Source organism: Williamsia soli (genome assembly GCF_017377795.1).
Lineage (GTDB): Bacteria > Actinomycetota > Actinomycetes > Mycobacteriales > Mycobacteriaceae > Williamsia > Williamsia soli.
The window spans coordinates 562,195-578,719 of record NZ_JAFRDR010000003.1 but is presented as its reverse complement, the minus strand read 5'-3'; the positions used below and the strand labels follow the sequence as shown (position 1 = coordinate 578,719).

The window sequence follows — 16,525 nt, the reverse complement described above, 5'->3', positions numbered from 1 at the left end:
GAAGTTGCATGCGTAGTCACGGCTGGTCGGGCAATGCACCCGCTTCTGATGAGGAAGCCATCGACCGGATTCTCGATGCGGCGGCCGCCATGGTCGCCGAGCCCGGCTCGACGGTCAGGATCGCCGATGTCGCACGGTCTCTCGGGGTGACGCGACAAACCGTCTACCGGTATTTTCCGGGCAGCGATGCGCTCCTCATCGCTGTCGCCATGCGATCGGCGAATGGTTTCCTAGATCAACTGGCGCGGCACCTCGAAGGTATGACCGACCCGGTGGAGGCGATGGTCGAATCGATGGCCTTCAGCGTGGAGAATCTGGCCGGCGATGAGCGCATCAGATTCTTGCTCGGTGGTTCAGGCCAGACGGGAGCAACTGTGTCGCTGACCGGGGACGCCGCGATCACGTTTGGTCGCAGCATGTTGCGCCGCTTCGACGTCGATTGGGAGTCCCGCGGTTTCGATGACGATGCCGTCGACGAATTGGCCGAGTTCACGCTTCGACTGCTGCACTCCTACCTGGTCGATCGTGGCCCGGCCCCTTACGACGGAGCGCAGTTGCGGCGCTTTTTCGCCCGTTGGTTGGGCCCGGCGCTCGCTTGGCCCCAACGGGCCTGAGCCATCCGCGGTGGCGATCTCCTGAATCGCCACCATACGTTTTCCCTGAGGTGTATGGTCAACCGCACAAGTGTCGCCGTCGTGGGGTGACAAGGGGTCGACCCCGCCAAAGGGGAGGATTTTCAATGGCTTTCGATACGATCATCCGCAACGGGCGGTGGTTCGACGGGACAGGTGCACCGTCTGCGATCCGGGATCTCGGCATCACAGACGGCCGCGTCGCAGCGGTTTCCGCCGAACCCCTTGATGCCGACGGGTGCGATGACGTCGTGGATGCGTCGGGCATGTGGGTGGTGCCGGGATTTCTCGATATCCATACGCACTACGACATCGAGGTCCTCGAGGGCGCGGGGCTGGCAGAATCGGTTCGGCACGGCGTGACCACGGTTGCGCTGGGATCGTGCTCCATATCGACGATTCACGCCGATCCCGTCGTCGCGGGCGATCTGTTCGGCAGGGTGGAAGCCATCCCGCGCGACCATGTGATCTCGTCCCTGGAAGCAAACAAGACGTGGAACAGCAGTGAAGAGTACATCCGGGCAATCGAAACCCGTCCTCTCGGCCCCAACGTCTGTTCGTTCATCGGGCACTCGGACATCCGTGCCACCACGATGGGCCTCGAGCGTGCGACCGACGATGACATCAAGCCGACGAAGGCCGAGCTCCGCCGCATGGAACGCATGCTGGGCGAGGCCCTTGATGCCGGATTCATCGGCCTGTCGACGAATCAATTGCGATTCGACAAGCTCGACGGCGAGCTGTGCCGATCGCGCACGCTGCCGTCGACGTATTCGAAGTTTCTCGAGAAGAGGCGACTGAAGGGCATCGTGCGCAGGCGCGGTCGTATCCTGCAATCAGCTCCTGACATAAAGATGCCGCTAGACCTCGCCTTTCAGGCATTCGGATCGATCGGTCTGGGTCGCAAACCCCTGAAGACCACCCTGCTCGCCGCCGCGGACGTCAAATCCAACCCGGTGTCGCCGTACGTGCTCCAGGGCCTGGCAACCGTCGCCAACCGGCTGGGAGCAAATGTGCGCTTCCAGCATCTTCCGGTGCCGTTCACGGTCTACGCCGACGGCATCGATTTCGTCATCTTCGAGGAGTTCGGTTCGGGGGAATTGGCGATGCACCTGACCGACTGCATCGAGCGGGACGACCTGATGCGCGACGAAGACTATCGTCGGCGCTTCCGCAAGGATTACGACCAGAAATTGGGCATCCGGGTGTGGCATCGAGACTTCTTCGATGCCGAGATCACCGATTGCCCTGACCCGTCCGTCATCGGTAAATCGTTTGGTCAGGTTGGCCTCGACCGCGGCGGCATACATCCCGTGGATGCCTTCCTCGATCTGGTCCTCGAGCACGGCCGCACACTTCGGTGGTACACCACCATCTCGAACCACCGTCCGGAGGTGCTCAAGAAGTTCGCGACGGCAGACTACATCCAGTTGGGGTTCTCAGACGCCGGTGCGCACCTGCGGAACATGGCGTTCTACAACATGGGTCTACGCCTGCTCAAGCACGTGCGCGACGCCGAACTCGCCAGCACCCCGTTCATGTCGGTGGAGAGGGCGGTCCATCGGCTGAGCGGCGAGATCGCTGACTGGTACGACATCGACGCCGGCCATCTTCGGGTGGGGGACCGCGCGGATCTGTCGATCCTCGATCCGGAGCATCTCGACGAGACACTCGAGGGGTATCACGAGGAGCAAGTGGCCCAATATGGTGGGCTGTCGCGAATGGTCAACCGCAACAACGAGACTGTGCGCGCCGTGTTCATCAGTGGCCGGCGGGTGGTTCTCGACGGACAACCCACCGCAGTCCTGGGAACGGACCGAACCGGGAGCTTTCTCCGCGCCGGCCGCCCCACGGCCCCGACGACCTCGGCGCAGACCGGTGTTGAGGTGCGCCCGTCGGTCGTCGCACCGTGACCGGCGCCTCGTCCCCGAGCACGCTTCGGATCGAGTTGCCCGAACTCACCATCGCGGCATTGACCTGGGGTCCCGCCGACGGGCCGTTGGCGATATTGCTGCACGGGTACCCCGATTCAGCGTGGTCGTGGCGATATCTGGGACCAGCATTGGCCGGTGAGGGGTACCGCGTCGTCGCACCGTTCACCCGCGGATACGCGCCCACCGACATCCCGTCCGACCGCGACTTCAACATCGGCGCCCTGATGCATGACGTACTCGGGGTGCACCGTGAACTGGGAGGCGGGAAGGACGCCGTGCTCATCGGGCACGACTGGGGCGCGGTGACCGCGAACGCCCTGGCGGCGTATGAGAATTCACCGTTTCGGTCGGTTGTGTCGATGTCGGTGCCGCCGGTGCCGGCGATGACGAAGTCCGATCTGTCGACCTGGAGTCGGTTGCGGCTATCGCGCCGACAGGCGCGCAACAGTTGGTACATCATGTTCAACCAGCTGCCCCTGATCTCGGAGCGATCTCTCGGTCGCCTGATCCCATGGCTGTGGAGTGATTGGTCTCCGGGTTACGACGCGACCGAGGACCTGGAATACGTCTTCGCTTCGCTGCCCACTCTCGAGAACCGCTGGGCCGCCTTACGGTATTACCGATCGGTCCCGTCGCCGCGACGTCCGAAGGCGCGTTACCGAGAGTTACAGCGAGTCTGGCGTGGGGCACCGATAGTGCCCACCCTGTATCTCCACGGCGCTGACGACGGATGTATGCAGGTCGAATACGTCGCTCCGGTTCGAGAGGTGTTACCTCAGGGCAGTCGAGTGCACATCATCGACAAAGCAGGACATTTCCTGCAGGTCGAGCAACCAACGGCTGTGAACGAGAACATCATCGCCTTTCTGACGGACTGATACGAAACCCTCTCGAGCTGTCCAACGGGACACTGCCGGTGCTCGAGCTGGCGGTGCTGATCCCGCAATGGAATCGTGAACGACGAGGTGGGCAGGGACCGGTCCCGAATCAGTTCGTGCGCGTCTTCGGCCCGATCTACCTGCTGGTCCTTGCTGCACTCTGGATATCGGCGCTGCCGGACTATTTCGGCGCACGCGACGGGTTCACCTCGGACGGCACGCAGGTCGGTAGCCTCCTCTACGCGTCCGTCTGCTTCGTCGTAGCGGCCATTCTTGTCATCGCCACCTCCATCGGCGCCCGGCGCACGCTACGTTCGACCAGTGGACCTGCTGCTCATCTCTGACACCCATATCCCCAAGCGCGCCCGGGACCTGCCCGGGCAGGTCTGGGACGCGGTGGACCGTGCCGATGTGGTCATACACGCCGGCGACTGGGTGGACCTTGCGTCATTCGAGGCGCTCGAGGCCCGGTCCCGACGGCTGATCGCATGCTGGGGCAACAACGACGGCGACGATCTGCGTGCCCGGATGCCCGAACGCGTCGATGTCGAACTCGGCGGGCTGCGGTTCACGATCACTCACGAAACCGGTGCGGCGACCGGCCGCGAGAAGCGGATGTCGCTGGCGTACCCCGACACCGACGTTCTCGTGTTCGGGCACAGCCACATCCCCTGGGACACGACCAGCGACACCGGGCTGCGGCTGCTCAACCCGGGTTCACCCACCGATCGCCGCAGGCAGCCGTACTGCACGTACATGACGGCAACGATCGGCGAGGGGACGATCGGTGAGGAGCCGGTGCTCGAGGTCCGGGTGCACAAGCTCCCGGTCAGGAATCAGAAGAGCGGCTGACCGGGCTCGCCTGAGTCGCGTCGCAGCACCCGCAAGGATCCCTGGACACCGACCTCGGTGAACTGGCCGGTCGAGAGGGCCTTCTCGTAGATCTCGAATGGGGGACGTCCGCCGTCCGCAGGGTCGGGGAAGACGTCGTGGATCAGTAGGGCGCCGCCGACGCGCACCCATGGGGCCCAGCCGGCGAGGTCGTTCTGAGCTGCTTCGCTGCTGTGACCACCGTCGATGAAGATGAAGTCGGCGGGCCGGCCCCACACCTTCGCGGCTGCGGTCGACGTGGCCAGCAGCCCGATGACGGTGTCTTCGAGTCCTGCATCCCACATGGTCTGCCGGAATCGGGCGGACGTGTCGAGGGTGCCCGTATGCGGATCGACGAGCGAGGTGTCGTGATACTCCCAGCCTGGCTGGTGTTCCTCGGAACCGCGGTGATGATCGATGGTCACGATGGTTGCGCCCACGGGCTCGGCCGCTGCGCCGAGGAACACGGTGGACTTGCCGCAGTACGTGCCGATCTCGACGCCGATTCCGACGGCATCATCCTTCGACAGATACTGTCCGGCAACCTGATACAGCGCGATGGCCTCGTCGATGGGCATGAAACCGGGGGCGTCGGCGGCCGCTTGGAGATGCCGCTCGGACGGTTGCTCGGTGCTGATCTCGGGTACTGATGTCATGCCTGTGATCCTAGTGGCGTGCCGCGTAGGGTTGTGCGTTATGAAGGCGCAGATACTGAACGAAGAAGCCGGCCCGAGCGGACTCACCCTCAATGACGTCCCCGATCCCGTTCCCAACGACGATCAAGTGCTCGTCGACGTCAAATCGTGCGGGGTGTGCTTTCCCGACCTGCTGATGAGTCAGGGCAAGTACCAGCTCAAGGTGCCGGTTCCTTTCACTCCTGGAACCGAGGTCGCGGGCGTGGTCGCGCAGGCGCCGGCCGGTTCGGGATTCTCCGTCGGCGATCGCGTCCAGGTCATGTCGATCGTCGGCGGTTTCGCTGAGAAGGTGGTTGCGTCCCCCGACCAATTGCTGCGGATCCCGCCGGAACTGAGCTTCGACGAGGGTGCGGCCATGGGTATCAACCTGCAGACCGCGATCTTCGCGCTCAAGACGCGGGCGAACCTGCAGCCGGGGGAGACCGTAGGTGTCCTGGGTAGTGCGGGCGGTGTCGGAGTCGCAACCATCCAGGTCGCAAAAGCCATGGGCGCGAAGGTCATCGCGATCGTGCATCGGAAGGGCGCCGAGGACTTGCTCCGCTCGGTCGGAGCCGACGAAGTCGTCCAGCTCGAAGAGGGCTGGGGCGCAAAGATCAAAGACCTCACCGGCAGTGGTGTCGATGTGCTGATCGATCCGGTCGGCGGAGAGGTCTTCGACGAGGCCCTGCGCCAGGTCGCACCTGACGGGCGCTTCGTGGTCATCGGGTTCGCGGCCGGCGGGATCCCGACGGTCAAGCTGAACCGCGTCCTGTTCCGGAACATCTCGGTGGTGGGCGCGGCCTGGGGCGAGTACGTACGTACGCATCCGGCTTTGCCTGCCCAGTTGCACGAGGACCTGACGGCCATGGTCGCAGACGGGATGCGTCCGCCGGTCAATGTCACGTACACGCTGGACCAGCTTCCGCAGGCGCTCGACGATCTCGCAAACGGCAAGATCCTGGGCAAGGCGGTTGTCAAGATTTCTGAATGAGGGAGTACCGATGTGCCGCAACATAACTGAACTGCGCGGTCTCGAACCGCCCGCGACCGACGTCGAGATCGAGGCGGCGGCGCGGCAGTACGTACGTAAGGTCAGCGGCGTACAGAAGCCGTCTGCGGCGAGCGTCGACGCCTTCGAACTCGCGGTGCAGCGGGTGACGGCGGCGACGACGGAGCTACTGCAGTCGCTGCCGGCCCGGCGCCAACCGCCGAAGACGGTTCCGCCGCTGCGCAGGCCGGAGGTGCAGGCCCGGATCGCGGCCCGGGCGGCTGCCCAGACCTGAAACCCCCTGTAAATCCACATGTTTCAGTCAAAATCACACGTTGCAACATGTGGTTTTGGCTGGAACGTGTGTATCTGCGGGTCAGGCGATAGCGAACAGCCGGGCGGCGTTGTCGTAGAGCACCCCGCGCGTCCAGTCATCACCCAGGCCGAGCCGCGTCACGGCGTCCAGCGCGCTGGTGTAGGTGTAGGGAATGTTGGGGAAGTCGCTGCCCCAGAGGATGCGATCGCCGAGGTCGCGAAGCTTGTGGGCCGAGGGGGCCGGGAACGGCGCCATCTCTTCGGCGAAGTCGGTGAACGCCATGGTGGTGTCGAGATGAACCCGGTCGTATGTTGTTGCCAGATCCAGGAACTCGTCGTACTCAGGCATGCCCATGTGGGCGATGACGAGCGGAAGTCTCGGAAATCTGCGCAGCAGTTCGGTGATCGGCTGCGGTCCGGTGAACTGTCCGGGAGCCGGGCCCGATCCGCAATGGATGACCACCGGTACTGCCGCGTCGGAGATCGCGCCCCAGACGCCGTCGAGCAGCGGATCAGTCGGACTGTAGTTGCCGACCTGGATGTGGGACTTGAACACTTTCGTCCCGGCCTCGATGGCTGCGCTCACATACTCGGGCGCGGAGGCTTCCGGATAGAACGTCGCCGTGTGGAGGCAATCCGGCGTGTGTGCGGCGAAGTCGGCGGCCCAGCTGTTGAGCCACGCAGCCATCTCCGGTTTGTGGGGATAGATCATCGACGTGAACGCGCGAACACCGAACTCGCGAAGGACCTCGACCCGCCGGTTCTCGTCAGCGCGGTAGGTGATCGGCCACTCCCGGCCGACCAGGGGTCCCACCGAATCGAAGTACGCCCAGACCTTGTCCATGACCGGCTTCGGCATGAAGTGGGTGTGCACATCGATCAGTCCGGGCAGGCCGAGTTGCTGCCAGACGGCGCGAACGGCTTCGGCCTCGGCGGCGGACAGCGCTTCGGGTTCAGACACAGTTCTTCACGTTACCCACCGACGGTGTTCATCCCGGAGACGCCTGGTGATCGGCAGCGTAGGCATACTGGCGACGTGTCTGCGCCTGCACCTACGCCAGTCGTCCTCGTCCATGGGATTCGCGTCAGCGGTGCCTCACTGCACCGGATTGCCGCTGCCATTCCCGGTCGAAGGGTGGTGTATCCCGACCTTCCTGGTCACGGTGAGCGCAGGGAGGAGACCTTCACCCTCGCCGGCGCTGTCGACACCATCGTCGATGCAATCGACTCGCTCGGCCGGCCGGCGGTGGTGGCCGGTATGTCGATGGGTGGCTACGTCTCGATGGCGGTCGCGGGCAGGCGTCCAGAACTGGTCGCAGGCCTGGTCGCGATGTGCGCGACCGCGCAACCCAGCCGGCTCTTCGCCACCCCGTTCCGTGCCTTCGGGGCCGCAACCGCGTACCTGCCGGAGCAAGCTGCGACCATGAGCCGGTGGCTGACCCGCGCCGCGGTCGGACGACAGGTGTCGAGCGACATGGAGATCGGTGGCCTTGCGTTGGCATCGATCAAGGACGTCGTTGCCGAGGTTTCCCGGTTCGATGCTCTGGGCGAACTCGCGCAGTATCCGGGTCCGATCGAGTTCATGAACGGTGGGTGGGACCAGTTCCGCGTGAACGAACGTCGCTTCGCAGCGGTGTCACCGCGCGCGAACCTGACGGTGATACCTCGAGCGAGTCATCTGTTCCCACTCATCCAGCCAGAGCTCACGGGCGCGTCGATCACTGAGTTCGCGGAGTCCATCGACGTCAGGCCTTCAGAGCGGGGATGACCTTCTCGCCGATCAGGTGAACGCTCTCCCAGGACGGCTTCTCTGGCATGCCGCCGCACAGAGGGTGGCTGGTGACGAGCTTGAACTCCCGGCTCCGGCAGCGCGCGATGAGATCATCCGGAGTGCACACGACGTAACCTGTGCCACTTCGTAATTCGGCCACGCTCGTCGAACTGTCCCTGACATGAGACGCGTGGTCGCCGTGCCAGGCGTCGTAGGCTTTGGCGTCGGCGAGGAGGAACTCACCGTACTCGCGCCAGAAATGATCGGGATCCTCGGCACAGAACACCGTCGACGGTCCCGGTGGCGGAGTCATGACGAAGCCGGGTTCTCGACCGTGGGCCCGACATTCGGCGTTGTACAACTCCCGCAGTTCAGGGTCGGCGACTTGAGGCTGAAAGCCGAGGTTCAGACGTGCCGCCCGGAGCGCTGCCGCTCGAGATCCTCCGCCGTAGGACAACATGGGATGCGGCTGCGACAGGGGTGTCGGGGTGACCGTCACCGGGCGTCCGTCGAACTCGAACTCCTGACCGGTCCAGGCCTGGCGCAGAACCGTGATCGTGCGTTCGATGTCGGCGCCGCGGGTTTTCCAGGACGCGCCGAGCTGGGCGTATTCGTCGGGGAGGTAGCCCAGTCCGAGGGTGTACGACACCCGGCCACCACTGAGGTGATCGAGCACCGCGATGTCTTCGGCGAGCCGGAGCGGGTGATGCAGATTGACGACGACGGCGGAGATCGTGAGCATGATCCGCGATGTGACCGCCGCAAACGCCGAGGCAACCATCAACGGGTTCGGAAGATACCCGTCGGGGGAGCCGTGATGCTCCGACAGCATCACGACATCCTGATCGTGGGTATCGAGATAGGAGACCTGCTCGACCGCGCGCGCGAACAGTTCGGCACGCGCGGTCGGCGAGGCGCCAGGCGCCCGGAAGTCGTACCGGGTCGCGAAGAAGGTCATGAGCTCGCTGGGGTCCCGTTGCTCTCAGCCTGCTTCCGCTGCGCTTTCTCATACTTGCCGATGACGTCGCCGAACATGAAGTTGAGCCGGGTGCCCTGCGGCCACCCGATGTAATAGCAGAGAAAGAGGGCGATCTCGCGAAGCTGGTCACCGTCGAGTTCCCCGTTGCCAAGGGCGGCACCCGCTTGGATCTCTGCGACATCTGTTTGGCCGGTCGCCGCCAGTGCGCCCAGGAGAAGCAACCGACGATCCCGGATCGAGAGCCCCTCACGCGTCCATACCTCGCCGAAGAGGTGATCGGCAGTGTGCGCGAAAAAGTCTCCCGGCCCGTCCTTCATCTCCCAGCCGTAGACCTTGGACATCATGTCCAAGCCTTTCTGACGCTGCTCAGTTGTTTCTTCCGATGTCATGCGTTGTCCCTTCCCACGCCCAAGCCGTCGGCAAACCGTTCCAGGGCGATCTCGCCCAGTGGAAGTTCCACGCCCAGTTCAGCTCCCAGTTGCAAAGCCAATCCGAGGTCCTTCTCCCCGAGTCCCCGCACGTGGGTGAAGATGTCGTACCAGAAGTCGTCTTTGGCAATCGGGGCAGTGCTGTCCCGCAACATGATCGCTCCGGCCCCACCGGTGATCGCATCGGTGTGGCGAACCACCTTGCCGAGCTTGACGATGTCGATCCCGGCCGCCTCGGCGAGCCGAGAGGCCTCGGTGGTGGCGGTGAACGAGATGAAGTGAAGGAGATTCCGGGCCAGCTTCATCTTGGTACCGGCCCCGATGGGCCCGGCATGGATCATCATGTCCGAAACCAGCGAGTACGGTTCCTTCAGTTTCAGATAGGCGTCCCGCTCGCCACCGACCATGATTGCCAGACGGCCCTGTTTTGCTCCGTCCGCACCCCCGGATACCGGGGCGTCGACCAGGGCCACGCCCTCTGCTGCACAACGCTTTTCCAGGTCGACTGCTGTCTGGGGGCTGATCGTCGAATGGATCGCGATCACGGTGCCCGGCGCCGCCGTTTCGAGGATGCCCTTCGGCCCGGCCACCACGGCGAGAACCTGCTCGTCGTTGAGGACCGTCACTCCGATGACGCTCGCGGACTTGGCAAGTTCGGCAGCGGAATCAGCCCGTGTCGCGCCCTCCACGTCGATGTCCGGGTTCAGGTCGGAGAAGGTCAATCCGCCTTCCCATCCGGCCAGCTGCTGCGCCATCGGCAGTCCCATGTTGCCCAGACCGATGAAACCGACGGGTGCGTGTTCGCTCATGACCGGATGATCTGTCCGCCGTCGACATTGAAGATCTGCCCGGTGATCCAGCTCGCCTCGTCGGAGAGCAGGAACAGGAGCATGCCGACGAGGTCGTCGGGGGTTCCCATCCGGGACAGTGGCAACTTGGCGACCATGTCCTTGACCATGTTGCCCGGCGTGGTCGACTTGGTGGCCTCGGTGTCGATCGGTCCTGGTGCGATGGCGTTGACACGGATGCCGGAACCGCCGAGTTCGGTCGCCAACTGCTGGGTCAGGCCGTTGACACCGACCTTGGCCAGTCCGTAGAAACCGCTGTAAAGCCATGCTGCAGTCGAGGACTGGTTCACGATTGCACTACCGGGTTTCATGTGCCCGTAGACGGCCCTGGTCACGTTGAGTGCACCGTCGAGGTTCACGCTCATGAACTTCTTGTAGTAGTCCCAGGGAACGGTGATGAGGAAGTCGAGCTGCATCCCGCCGTAGATGGCGGCGTTGTTGACGAGGTAGTCGATCTGTCCGTACGCGTCGAGCGTCGCGGTGGCCAGGGCCTGCGCGGACTCGGGATCGGCGACATCGGTGCTGACGTAGAGGCCTCCGATATCTGCGGCGACCTGCTTGCCGGCCTCGTCGTTGAGGTCGGCGACGACGACGTTGGCACCCTCGGTAGCCAGCTGCCGTGCGTAGACCTCGCCGATCCCACCGGCGGCACCGGTCACAATGGCGGTCTTGCCTGCGAATCTGTTGTTGCTCACTGTTTCTTGCTCCCTATGCTGGTGTCGCGATGGCTTTTGTTTCCAAGTACTCCTCGAAGCCGGCCACACCCATCTCGCGGCCGATTCCGGACTGTTTGTAGCCGCCGAAGGGGATGTCGGCGGAGTACCAGATCCCGCCGTTGATGCTCATGGTCCCGGTGCGGACGCCGTCGACCACCTTCTTGATGCGGTCGGGATCGGTGCCCCAGACCGCGCCGGACAGTCCGTAGGGGGAGTCGTTGGCGATCCGGATCGCGTCGTCGTCGCCGTCGTGCGGGATGATCACGAGCACGGGGCCGAAGATCTCTTCCTGGGCAACCCGAGCCGAGTTCTCGACGCCGGAGATCAGCGTCGGCTCGATGAAGTAGCCCTTGTCCTTGTTCGCGGGGCGTCCGCCACCGATCTCGATGGTGCCGCCTTCGTCGCGGGCGAGCTGGATGTAGCTCTCGACGCGGTCACGTTGCACTGCGGAGATGACCGGTCCGCAGATCGTCCCGGAATCGGACGGATCGCCAGCAGGCAGTCCCGCCATGCTGTCGCGCACGTGTCCGATTGCCTCGGAGTACTTTTCGCGCGGCACCAGGAGGCGGGTGGTGATGGCACATCCCTGGCCTGCGTGGGTGACCACAGAGAATCCGGCCATCGAGCAGGCCGAGGCGAGGTCGGCATCGTCGAGGACGATGAACGCCGATTTGCCGCCGAGTTCGAGGAAGACCCGCTTGAGCGACTCGGCCGCGGCGATCATCACCTTTTTGCCGGTGGCGGTGGAGCCGGTGAACGAGACGATGTCGACTCGAGGGTCGGTCGAGAGCAATGCTCCGACGCTGTGGTCACTCGAGGTCACGATGTTGATGACGCCTGGGGGGATGTCGGTTTCCTCGGCGATGACCTTGCCGACCAGTGCCGCACACCAGGGGGTGTCGGGGGCAGGTTTGAGCACGACGGTGCAGCCGGCGGCCAGCGCGGGCCCGATCTTGGCGAAGTTGATCTGGTGCGGGAAGTTCCACGGTGTGATGGCGCCGACGACGCCGGCGGCCTCGCGTTGCACCACGCGGTCGTTCTTGATGCCCATCGGCTTGGCGCGACCGAGGTCGGCACTCCACTCGTAGTTCTCGGCCAGGTCGGCGAAGTAGCCCAGGTCGGCGATGGGTCCCTCGAGTTGTGGACCCGAGGTGAGGAAGTGTGGTGCCCCGACCTCGGCGATGGTGATCTCCCGGAGTTCGTCGACGTGGCCCTGCAACGCATCGCGTAGTTGCCTTAGGCACTTCGCGCGGAACGCCGGATCACGTGACCAGGTGGTCGTGTCGAAAGCGGTTCGTGCTGCCGCGATGGCCGCGTCCATGTCGGCTGCGGTGCCGTCGGCGGCTTGCCCGATCACCTCCTCGGTGGCCGGGTTGATGATGTCGAAGGTGCCGCCGGATCCCGGTACCAATTTCCCGTCTATCAACAGCTCGGAGCTGCTTTCTGGCCTCAGCGTCATCGCCGATCGCCTCCTTCTGGACACGTGTCTGGACTCGCGTTTGAACCTAGTGTAATGTCACTGTCCATGTCCAGTCCGGTTTCTTTCGAATCCACTCGCCGTCGGCTCACCACCGCGCAGGCAGACACGGTGAACAAGCTCACCGAGGCTGCGGTCGAGGTGCTCCGCGAAGTCGGTTACGACGCCCTGACGGTGCGGTCGGTGGCCAAGCGTGCCGGTGTCGCGCCCGCAACCGCCTATACCTACTTCAGCTCCAAGGGGCACGTGGTCGCCGAACTGTTCTGGCGCCGTTTGGCAGAAGAAATCGTGGAGCCCGATCCGTCGCTGCCCAGGGCGGAGCGGGTGGCTGTTGTCCTTCGTTCGGTGTCACTGGCGGTAGAAGACGACAACCAGTTGGCGCGGGCGGTCACGGCGTCGCTTCTCGGATCGGATCCCGACGTCGAGCACCTACGGGTGCGTATCGGCGTGCTGATCCGGCAGCGGCTGTCGTCGGCACTGGTGGCAGACACTGGGGCGCCGGCCGACGAGAGCCTGCTCGAAGCACTCGAAATGCTGTACTCCGGCGCTCTGGTCCGCGCCGGCATGGGTTACGAAACGTATTCCGCCATCGCCGACCGGCTCGTCGCCGCGGCCAATCTACTGCTGGAGAACCGATGACCGCAGGTATGCAGACACAGGTCCCGTTCGACCCGTACGACTACAACTTTCACGAGGATCCGTACCCGACCTATGCGCGGCTCCGAGCCGAGGCGCCGGTTTATCACAACGCGGACATGGACTTCTGGGCCTTCGCCAAGCACGAAGACGTGCGCAACGGGTTCCGTGACGCGGCCCGGCTGTCGAACAGCTGGGGTGTGTCGATGGATCCCGCCGCCTACGGGCCCGACGCGCACAAGTCGATGTCCTTTCTGGCACTCGATGATCCGAAGCACATGCGGATTCGCAAACTGGTGTCGAAGGGGTTCACGCCCAAGCGCATCGGTGAACTCGCGGATCGGATCGCCGAACTGACCCACCAGCACTGGGACCGGTGCCTGGAGATGGGGGAGTTCGACTACGTGACAGAGTTCGCCGGACTGCTGCCGATGGATGTCGTGTCGGAGTTGCTAGACGTTCCGGTGGCCGACCGAGCTCACCTGCGTACCCAATCGGACCTGCTGATCCACCGCGAAGAGGGTGTTTTCGACGTCCCGGAGGCCGCCGTCTACGCGTACTTCGAATTGACTCGCTACTACGGCGAATTGCTCGTCGATCGCCGCAAGAACCCCGGCACCGACCTCGTCTCGGCGCTGCTGGACGCCGAGGTCCTCGATGACGAGACCGGTGAGAAGACCAGACTGACCGAAGACGAGATCATCGGCTTCATGATCCTGATGATCGTCGCGGGCAACGAGACCACCACCAAACTGCTTGCCAACGCCGTGTATTGGGGCTGGCGCTATCCAGATCAGCTAGCGATCCCGATGGCCGATCCAGAAGCCGTGCCCGCGTGGACCGAAGAGACACTGCGCTACGACAACTCGACGCAGATCGTGGTACGCCGCGTGCTCGAGGATGTCGAGTACGGCGGCTACACCATCCCCGCAGGCCAGCGAGTGCTCTTGTTGCTCGGTTCGGCCAACCGAGACGAGGAGGTGTTCGACCATGCCGACCGCTACGAGATCGGTAGGGACAGCGCTCAGACACTCACCAGCTTCGGTCTGGGAACACACTTCTGCCTCGGTGCGCACCTGGCCCGGCTCGAGTCGAATGTGGCATTGGGCCAGATCGTGAAGTCGATCAACCAGGTCGACATCGATATCGACAACGCCGAGCGGGTCCACTCGGTCAACGTGCGCGGCTTCGCGTCGCTTCCCATGAAAGTGAGGGCGCGCTGATGCCCAGATTTGCACCACACCCGGACCGTAGGCCGGTGATCGTCGCCGGAGCATCGTCGGGCATCGGCGCCGCCACCGCCGTCATGCTGGCAGCGGCCGGCTTCCCGGTCGCGCTGGGCGCCCGGCGGGTGGCGAAGTCGCAGGAGTTCGTCGACCAGATCACCCAAGCCGGCGGCGAGGCGGTGGCCCTGCCGCTCGACGTCACCGACGCCGCGTCGATCGACGAGTTCGTCACCAAGGCCGAGGCCCAATTCGGGCCGACCGAGGTCGTGGTCTCCGGGGCGGGTGATCTCGATCCGGGACGCGCACACGAGTTCAGCAACGAGGAGTTCGCCGCGCAGGTCAACATCCACCTTCTGGGCGCCCAACGCTTGTACCGACGGGTCGTACCAGACATGGTCACAAGGCAGCGTGGGGATTTCGTCTTCATCAGCTCCGACGTCGTCGAGCGTCCGCGGCCACACATGGCTGCCTACGTCGCCGCCAAACGTGGCGTCGAGGGACTTGCCGAAGTGGCCCAGATGGAGCTGGAGGGCACCGGTGTGCGGGCCAGCCTCGTCCGACCCGGTCAGGTGATGACGGGTATGGGGATGAACTTCACCCCTGAGGTCGGCGCAGCGGTTCTCAATGACTGGATTCCGTTCGGCTTGGCCCGCCACAGCAATTTTCTCAAGCCCATCCATCTCGCCACAGCGATTCACACGATCGTTTCCATGCCGCGAGGAGCGCACATGCGCTTGGTCGAGGTCGAGGCCGAAGCCCCGGTCCCACGCATCGAAGGAGACAAGAAATGACCCTCACAAAACCCAAGCGCGTATCCGGTGGCGAAGGGGAACACGGCCACCTCGAAGAACTGTCGACTGATCCGATCGGTCTCTTCTGGCGGGTTCGCGAAGAGTGCGGCGACGTCGGGGTCTTTCAGCTCGCCGACCGTGAGGTCGCGCTGGTCTCGGGGGCCGTCGCAAACGAGGCGTTCTTCCGTGCCTCGGAGGAAGACCTCGACCAGGCAGCCGCCTACCCGTTCATGACCCCGATCTTCGGTGAGGGTGTGGTGTTCGATGCCAGCCCCGAGCGACGATCGGAGATGCTGCACAATCAGGCGCTCAAGGGTGCTCATATGAAGCAGCACGCGATCACGATCCCGCTGGAGACCGAGCGCATCATCGCCGATTGGGGCGACGAGGGCGAAATCGACCTTCTCGAGTTCTTCGCAGAATTGACGATCTACACCTCCTCGGCCTGCCTGATCGGCAAGAAGTTCCGAGAGCAGCTAGACGGTCGGTTCGCGCACCTCTACCACGATCTCGAGAAGGGTACCGACCCGATCGCGTATGTCGACGCCCATGCCGACATCGAGAGTTTTCGCAAGCGGGACGCGGCCCGAAAAGGGTTGGTGGAGTTGGTTCAGGAGATCATGGACACCCGGATTGCCGGTGAGCCCGCCACCGATGAGGACAAAGACCTTCTCGATGTGCTGATCTCGATCCGCGACGACGAGGGCAACCTGCGGTTCACCGCGGACACCATCACCGGCATGTTCATCTCGATGATGTTCGCCGGTCATCACACCACCTCGGGTACCGCCGCGTGGACGCTGATCGAGTTGCTGCGGCATCCGGAATACATGGACCAGGTGCGCGCCGAACTCGACGACATCTATTCGGACGGTGCTGAATACAGCTTCGGTGCGATGCGTCAGATCCCCAAACTCGAATCAGCGCTCAAAGAGGCGCTGCGCCTGCACCCGCCGTTGATCGTGCTGATGCGGGTCGTTCAGAACGAGTTCGAGGTCGAGGACTTCCTGATCGAGCCGGGGCAGACCATCGCGGTGTCGCCGGCGACGTCCAACCGCCTGCCTGAGGACTTTCCGAACCCGGACAGCTTCGATCCGGACCGCTACCTCGAGCCGCGCCAGGAAGATCTGGTCAACCGGTGGACGTGGATTCCGTTCGGTGCCGGCCGGCACCGTTGCGTGGGTGCTCAGTTCGCCATCATGCAGCTCAAGGCGATCTTTTCCGTGTTGCTGCAGAACTACGAGTTCGAATTGGCGCAGCCGTCGGAGTCGTACAAGAACGATCACTCGAAGATGGTTGTGCAGATGTCGCAACCGTGCAACGTCAAGTACCGCAAGCGCGCACGTTAGTCAGCGGAGGTTC

General features: G+C 64.0%; 19 protein-coding genes. 12 read left to right on the top strand and 7 right to left on the bottom strand.

The window, feature by feature from the left end; genetic code table 11:
- Positions 1-8: 8 nt before the first annotated feature.
- The 5 genes from J3S28_RS11155 to J3S28_RS11135 all read left to right on the top strand — a co-directional run bounded on the left by J3S28_RS11155 (position 9) and on the right by J3S28_RS11135 (position 4,296).
- A complete protein-coding gene (locus J3S28_RS11155) occupies positions 9-614 on the top strand; it encodes a TetR/AcrR family transcriptional regulator (protein ID WP_207840480.1) in 606 nt (201 codons plus the stop codon).
- A gap of 125 nt (positions 615-739) precedes the next feature.
- The gene (locus tag J3S28_RS11150; RefSeq protein ID WP_207840478.1) at positions 740-2,545 is read left to right on the top strand and encodes an N-acyl-D-amino-acid deacylase family protein; all 1,806 of its coding nucleotides are present in this window, start codon (positions 740-742) and stop codon (positions 2,543-2,545) included.
- Positions 2,542-3,444 (top strand): alpha/beta fold hydrolase, encoded by a 903-nt coding sequence (locus tag J3S28_RS11145; RefSeq protein WP_207840476.1) that lies wholly within the window; start codon positions 2,542-2,544, stop codon positions 3,442-3,444. Before J3S28_RS11150 ends, J3S28_RS11145 begins: the two co-directional genes overlap by 4 nt.
- Positions 3,445-3,482: 38 nt before the next feature.
- A complete protein-coding gene (locus J3S28_RS11140) occupies positions 3,483-3,788 on the top strand; it encodes a hypothetical protein (protein WP_207840474.1) in 306 nt (101 codons plus the stop codon).
- On the top strand, positions 3,766-4,296 hold the full coding sequence (locus tag J3S28_RS11135; protein ID WP_207840472.1) for a metallophosphoesterase family protein: 531 nt from the start codon (positions 3,766-3,768) through the stop codon (positions 4,294-4,296). Before J3S28_RS11140 ends, J3S28_RS11135 begins: the two co-directional genes overlap by 23 nt.
- Here the strand turns inward: J3S28_RS11135 and J3S28_RS11130 are convergent.
- Positions 4,281-4,970, bottom strand: a complete 690-nt coding sequence (locus J3S28_RS11130) for a class I SAM-dependent methyltransferase (RefSeq protein ID WP_207840470.1) — start codon at positions 4,968-4,970, stop codon at positions 4,281-4,283. The two genes, J3S28_RS11135 and J3S28_RS11130, sit on opposite strands and share 16 nt — an antisense overlap.
- A 40-nt stretch (positions 4,971-5,010) precedes the next feature.
- On the opposite strand from J3S28_RS11130, the gene J3S28_RS11125 reads away from it, so the two are divergent.
- Together J3S28_RS11125 and J3S28_RS11120 are read left to right on the top strand one after the other, a co-directional pair.
- Positions 5,011-5,979, top strand: a complete 969-nt coding sequence (locus J3S28_RS11125) for an NADPH:quinone oxidoreductase family protein (RefSeq protein WP_207840469.1) — start codon at positions 5,011-5,013, stop codon at positions 5,977-5,979.
- 10 nt (positions 5,980-5,989) lie between these two features.
- Positions 5,990-6,271 (top strand): DUF2277 domain-containing protein, encoded by a 282-nt coding sequence (locus tag J3S28_RS11120; protein WP_207840467.1) that lies wholly within the window; start codon positions 5,990-5,992, stop codon positions 6,269-6,271.
- An 81-nt stretch (positions 6,272-6,352) separates the two neighbouring features.
- Here J3S28_RS11120 and J3S28_RS11115 read toward each other — a convergent pair whose 3' ends face one another.
- The gene (locus J3S28_RS11115; protein ID WP_207840465.1) at positions 6,353-7,252 is read right to left on the bottom strand and encodes an amidohydrolase family protein; all 900 of its coding nucleotides are present in this window, start codon (positions 7,250-7,252) and stop codon (positions 6,353-6,355) included.
- Between the two features lie 75 nt (positions 7,253-7,327).
- Here J3S28_RS11115 and J3S28_RS11110 point away from each other — a divergent pair, with 75 nt between their 5' ends.
- The gene (locus J3S28_RS11110; RefSeq protein WP_207840463.1) at positions 7,328-8,059 is read left to right on the top strand and encodes an alpha/beta fold hydrolase; all 732 of its coding nucleotides are present in this window, start codon (positions 7,328-7,330) and stop codon (positions 8,057-8,059) included.
- Here the strand turns inward: J3S28_RS11110 and J3S28_RS11105 are convergent.
- From J3S28_RS11105 to J3S28_RS11085, 5 genes are read right to left on the bottom strand one after another with little or no spacing between them, the layout of a single operon-like run.
- Complete coding sequence (locus J3S28_RS11105) at positions 8,037-9,020, bottom strand: LLM class flavin-dependent oxidoreductase (RefSeq protein ID WP_207840461.1); 984 nt, start codon at positions 9,018-9,020, stop codon at positions 8,037-8,039. The genes J3S28_RS11110 and J3S28_RS11105 overlap by 23 nt on opposite strands.
- Entirely contained in the window at positions 9,017-9,430 is a 414-nt protein-coding gene (locus J3S28_RS11100) for a carboxymuconolactone decarboxylase family protein (RefSeq protein ID WP_207840459.1), read from the bottom strand. The genes J3S28_RS11105 and J3S28_RS11100 overlap by 4 nt, the downstream gene beginning before the upstream one ends.
- Positions 9,427-10,278, bottom strand: a complete 852-nt coding sequence (locus J3S28_RS11095) for an NAD(P)-dependent oxidoreductase (protein WP_207840458.1) — start codon at positions 10,276-10,278, stop codon at positions 9,427-9,429. Before J3S28_RS11095 ends, J3S28_RS11100 begins: the two co-directional genes overlap by 4 nt.
- The gene (locus J3S28_RS11090) at positions 10,275-11,012 is read right to left on the bottom strand and encodes an SDR family oxidoreductase (RefSeq protein WP_207840456.1); all 738 of its coding nucleotides are present in this window, start codon (positions 11,010-11,012) and stop codon (positions 10,275-10,277) included. The genes J3S28_RS11095 and J3S28_RS11090 overlap by 4 nt, the downstream gene beginning before the upstream one ends.
- A gap of 13 nt (positions 11,013-11,025) precedes the next feature.
- Positions 11,026-12,492: an aldehyde dehydrogenase gene (locus tag J3S28_RS11085; protein ID WP_207840454.1), complete on the bottom strand. Its 1,467-nt coding sequence runs from the start codon at positions 12,490-12,492 to the stop codon at positions 11,026-11,028.
- A gap of 66 nt (positions 12,493-12,558) precedes the next feature.
- On the opposite strand from J3S28_RS11085, the gene J3S28_RS11080 reads away from it, so the two are divergent.
- Genes J3S28_RS11080 through cyp51 form a run of 4 tightly spaced genes read left to right on the top strand, consistent with a single transcriptional unit; the run spans position 12,559 to position 16,512 of the window.
- The gene (locus J3S28_RS11080) at positions 12,559-13,149 is read left to right on the top strand and encodes a TetR/AcrR family transcriptional regulator (RefSeq protein WP_084837503.1); all 591 of its coding nucleotides are present in this window, start codon (positions 12,559-12,561) and stop codon (positions 13,147-13,149) included.
- Positions 13,146-14,369, top strand: coding sequence for a cytochrome P450 (locus J3S28_RS11075; RefSeq protein WP_207840452.1), 1,224 nt, complete (start codon positions 13,146-13,148; stop codon positions 14,367-14,369). The genes J3S28_RS11080 and J3S28_RS11075 overlap by 4 nt, the downstream gene beginning before the upstream one ends.
- Positions 14,369-15,163, top strand: coding sequence for an SDR family oxidoreductase (locus tag J3S28_RS11070; RefSeq protein ID WP_207840449.1), 795 nt, complete (start codon positions 14,369-14,371; stop codon positions 15,161-15,163). The genes J3S28_RS11075 and J3S28_RS11070 overlap by 1 nt, the downstream gene beginning before the upstream one ends.
- Positions 15,160-16,512, top strand: a complete 1,353-nt coding sequence (gene cyp51, locus J3S28_RS11065; protein ID WP_207840447.1) for a lanosterol 14-alpha demethylase — start codon at positions 15,160-15,162, stop codon at positions 16,510-16,512. The genes J3S28_RS11070 and cyp51 overlap by 4 nt, the downstream gene beginning before the upstream one ends.
- Positions 16,513-16,525 lie beyond the last annotated feature (13 nt).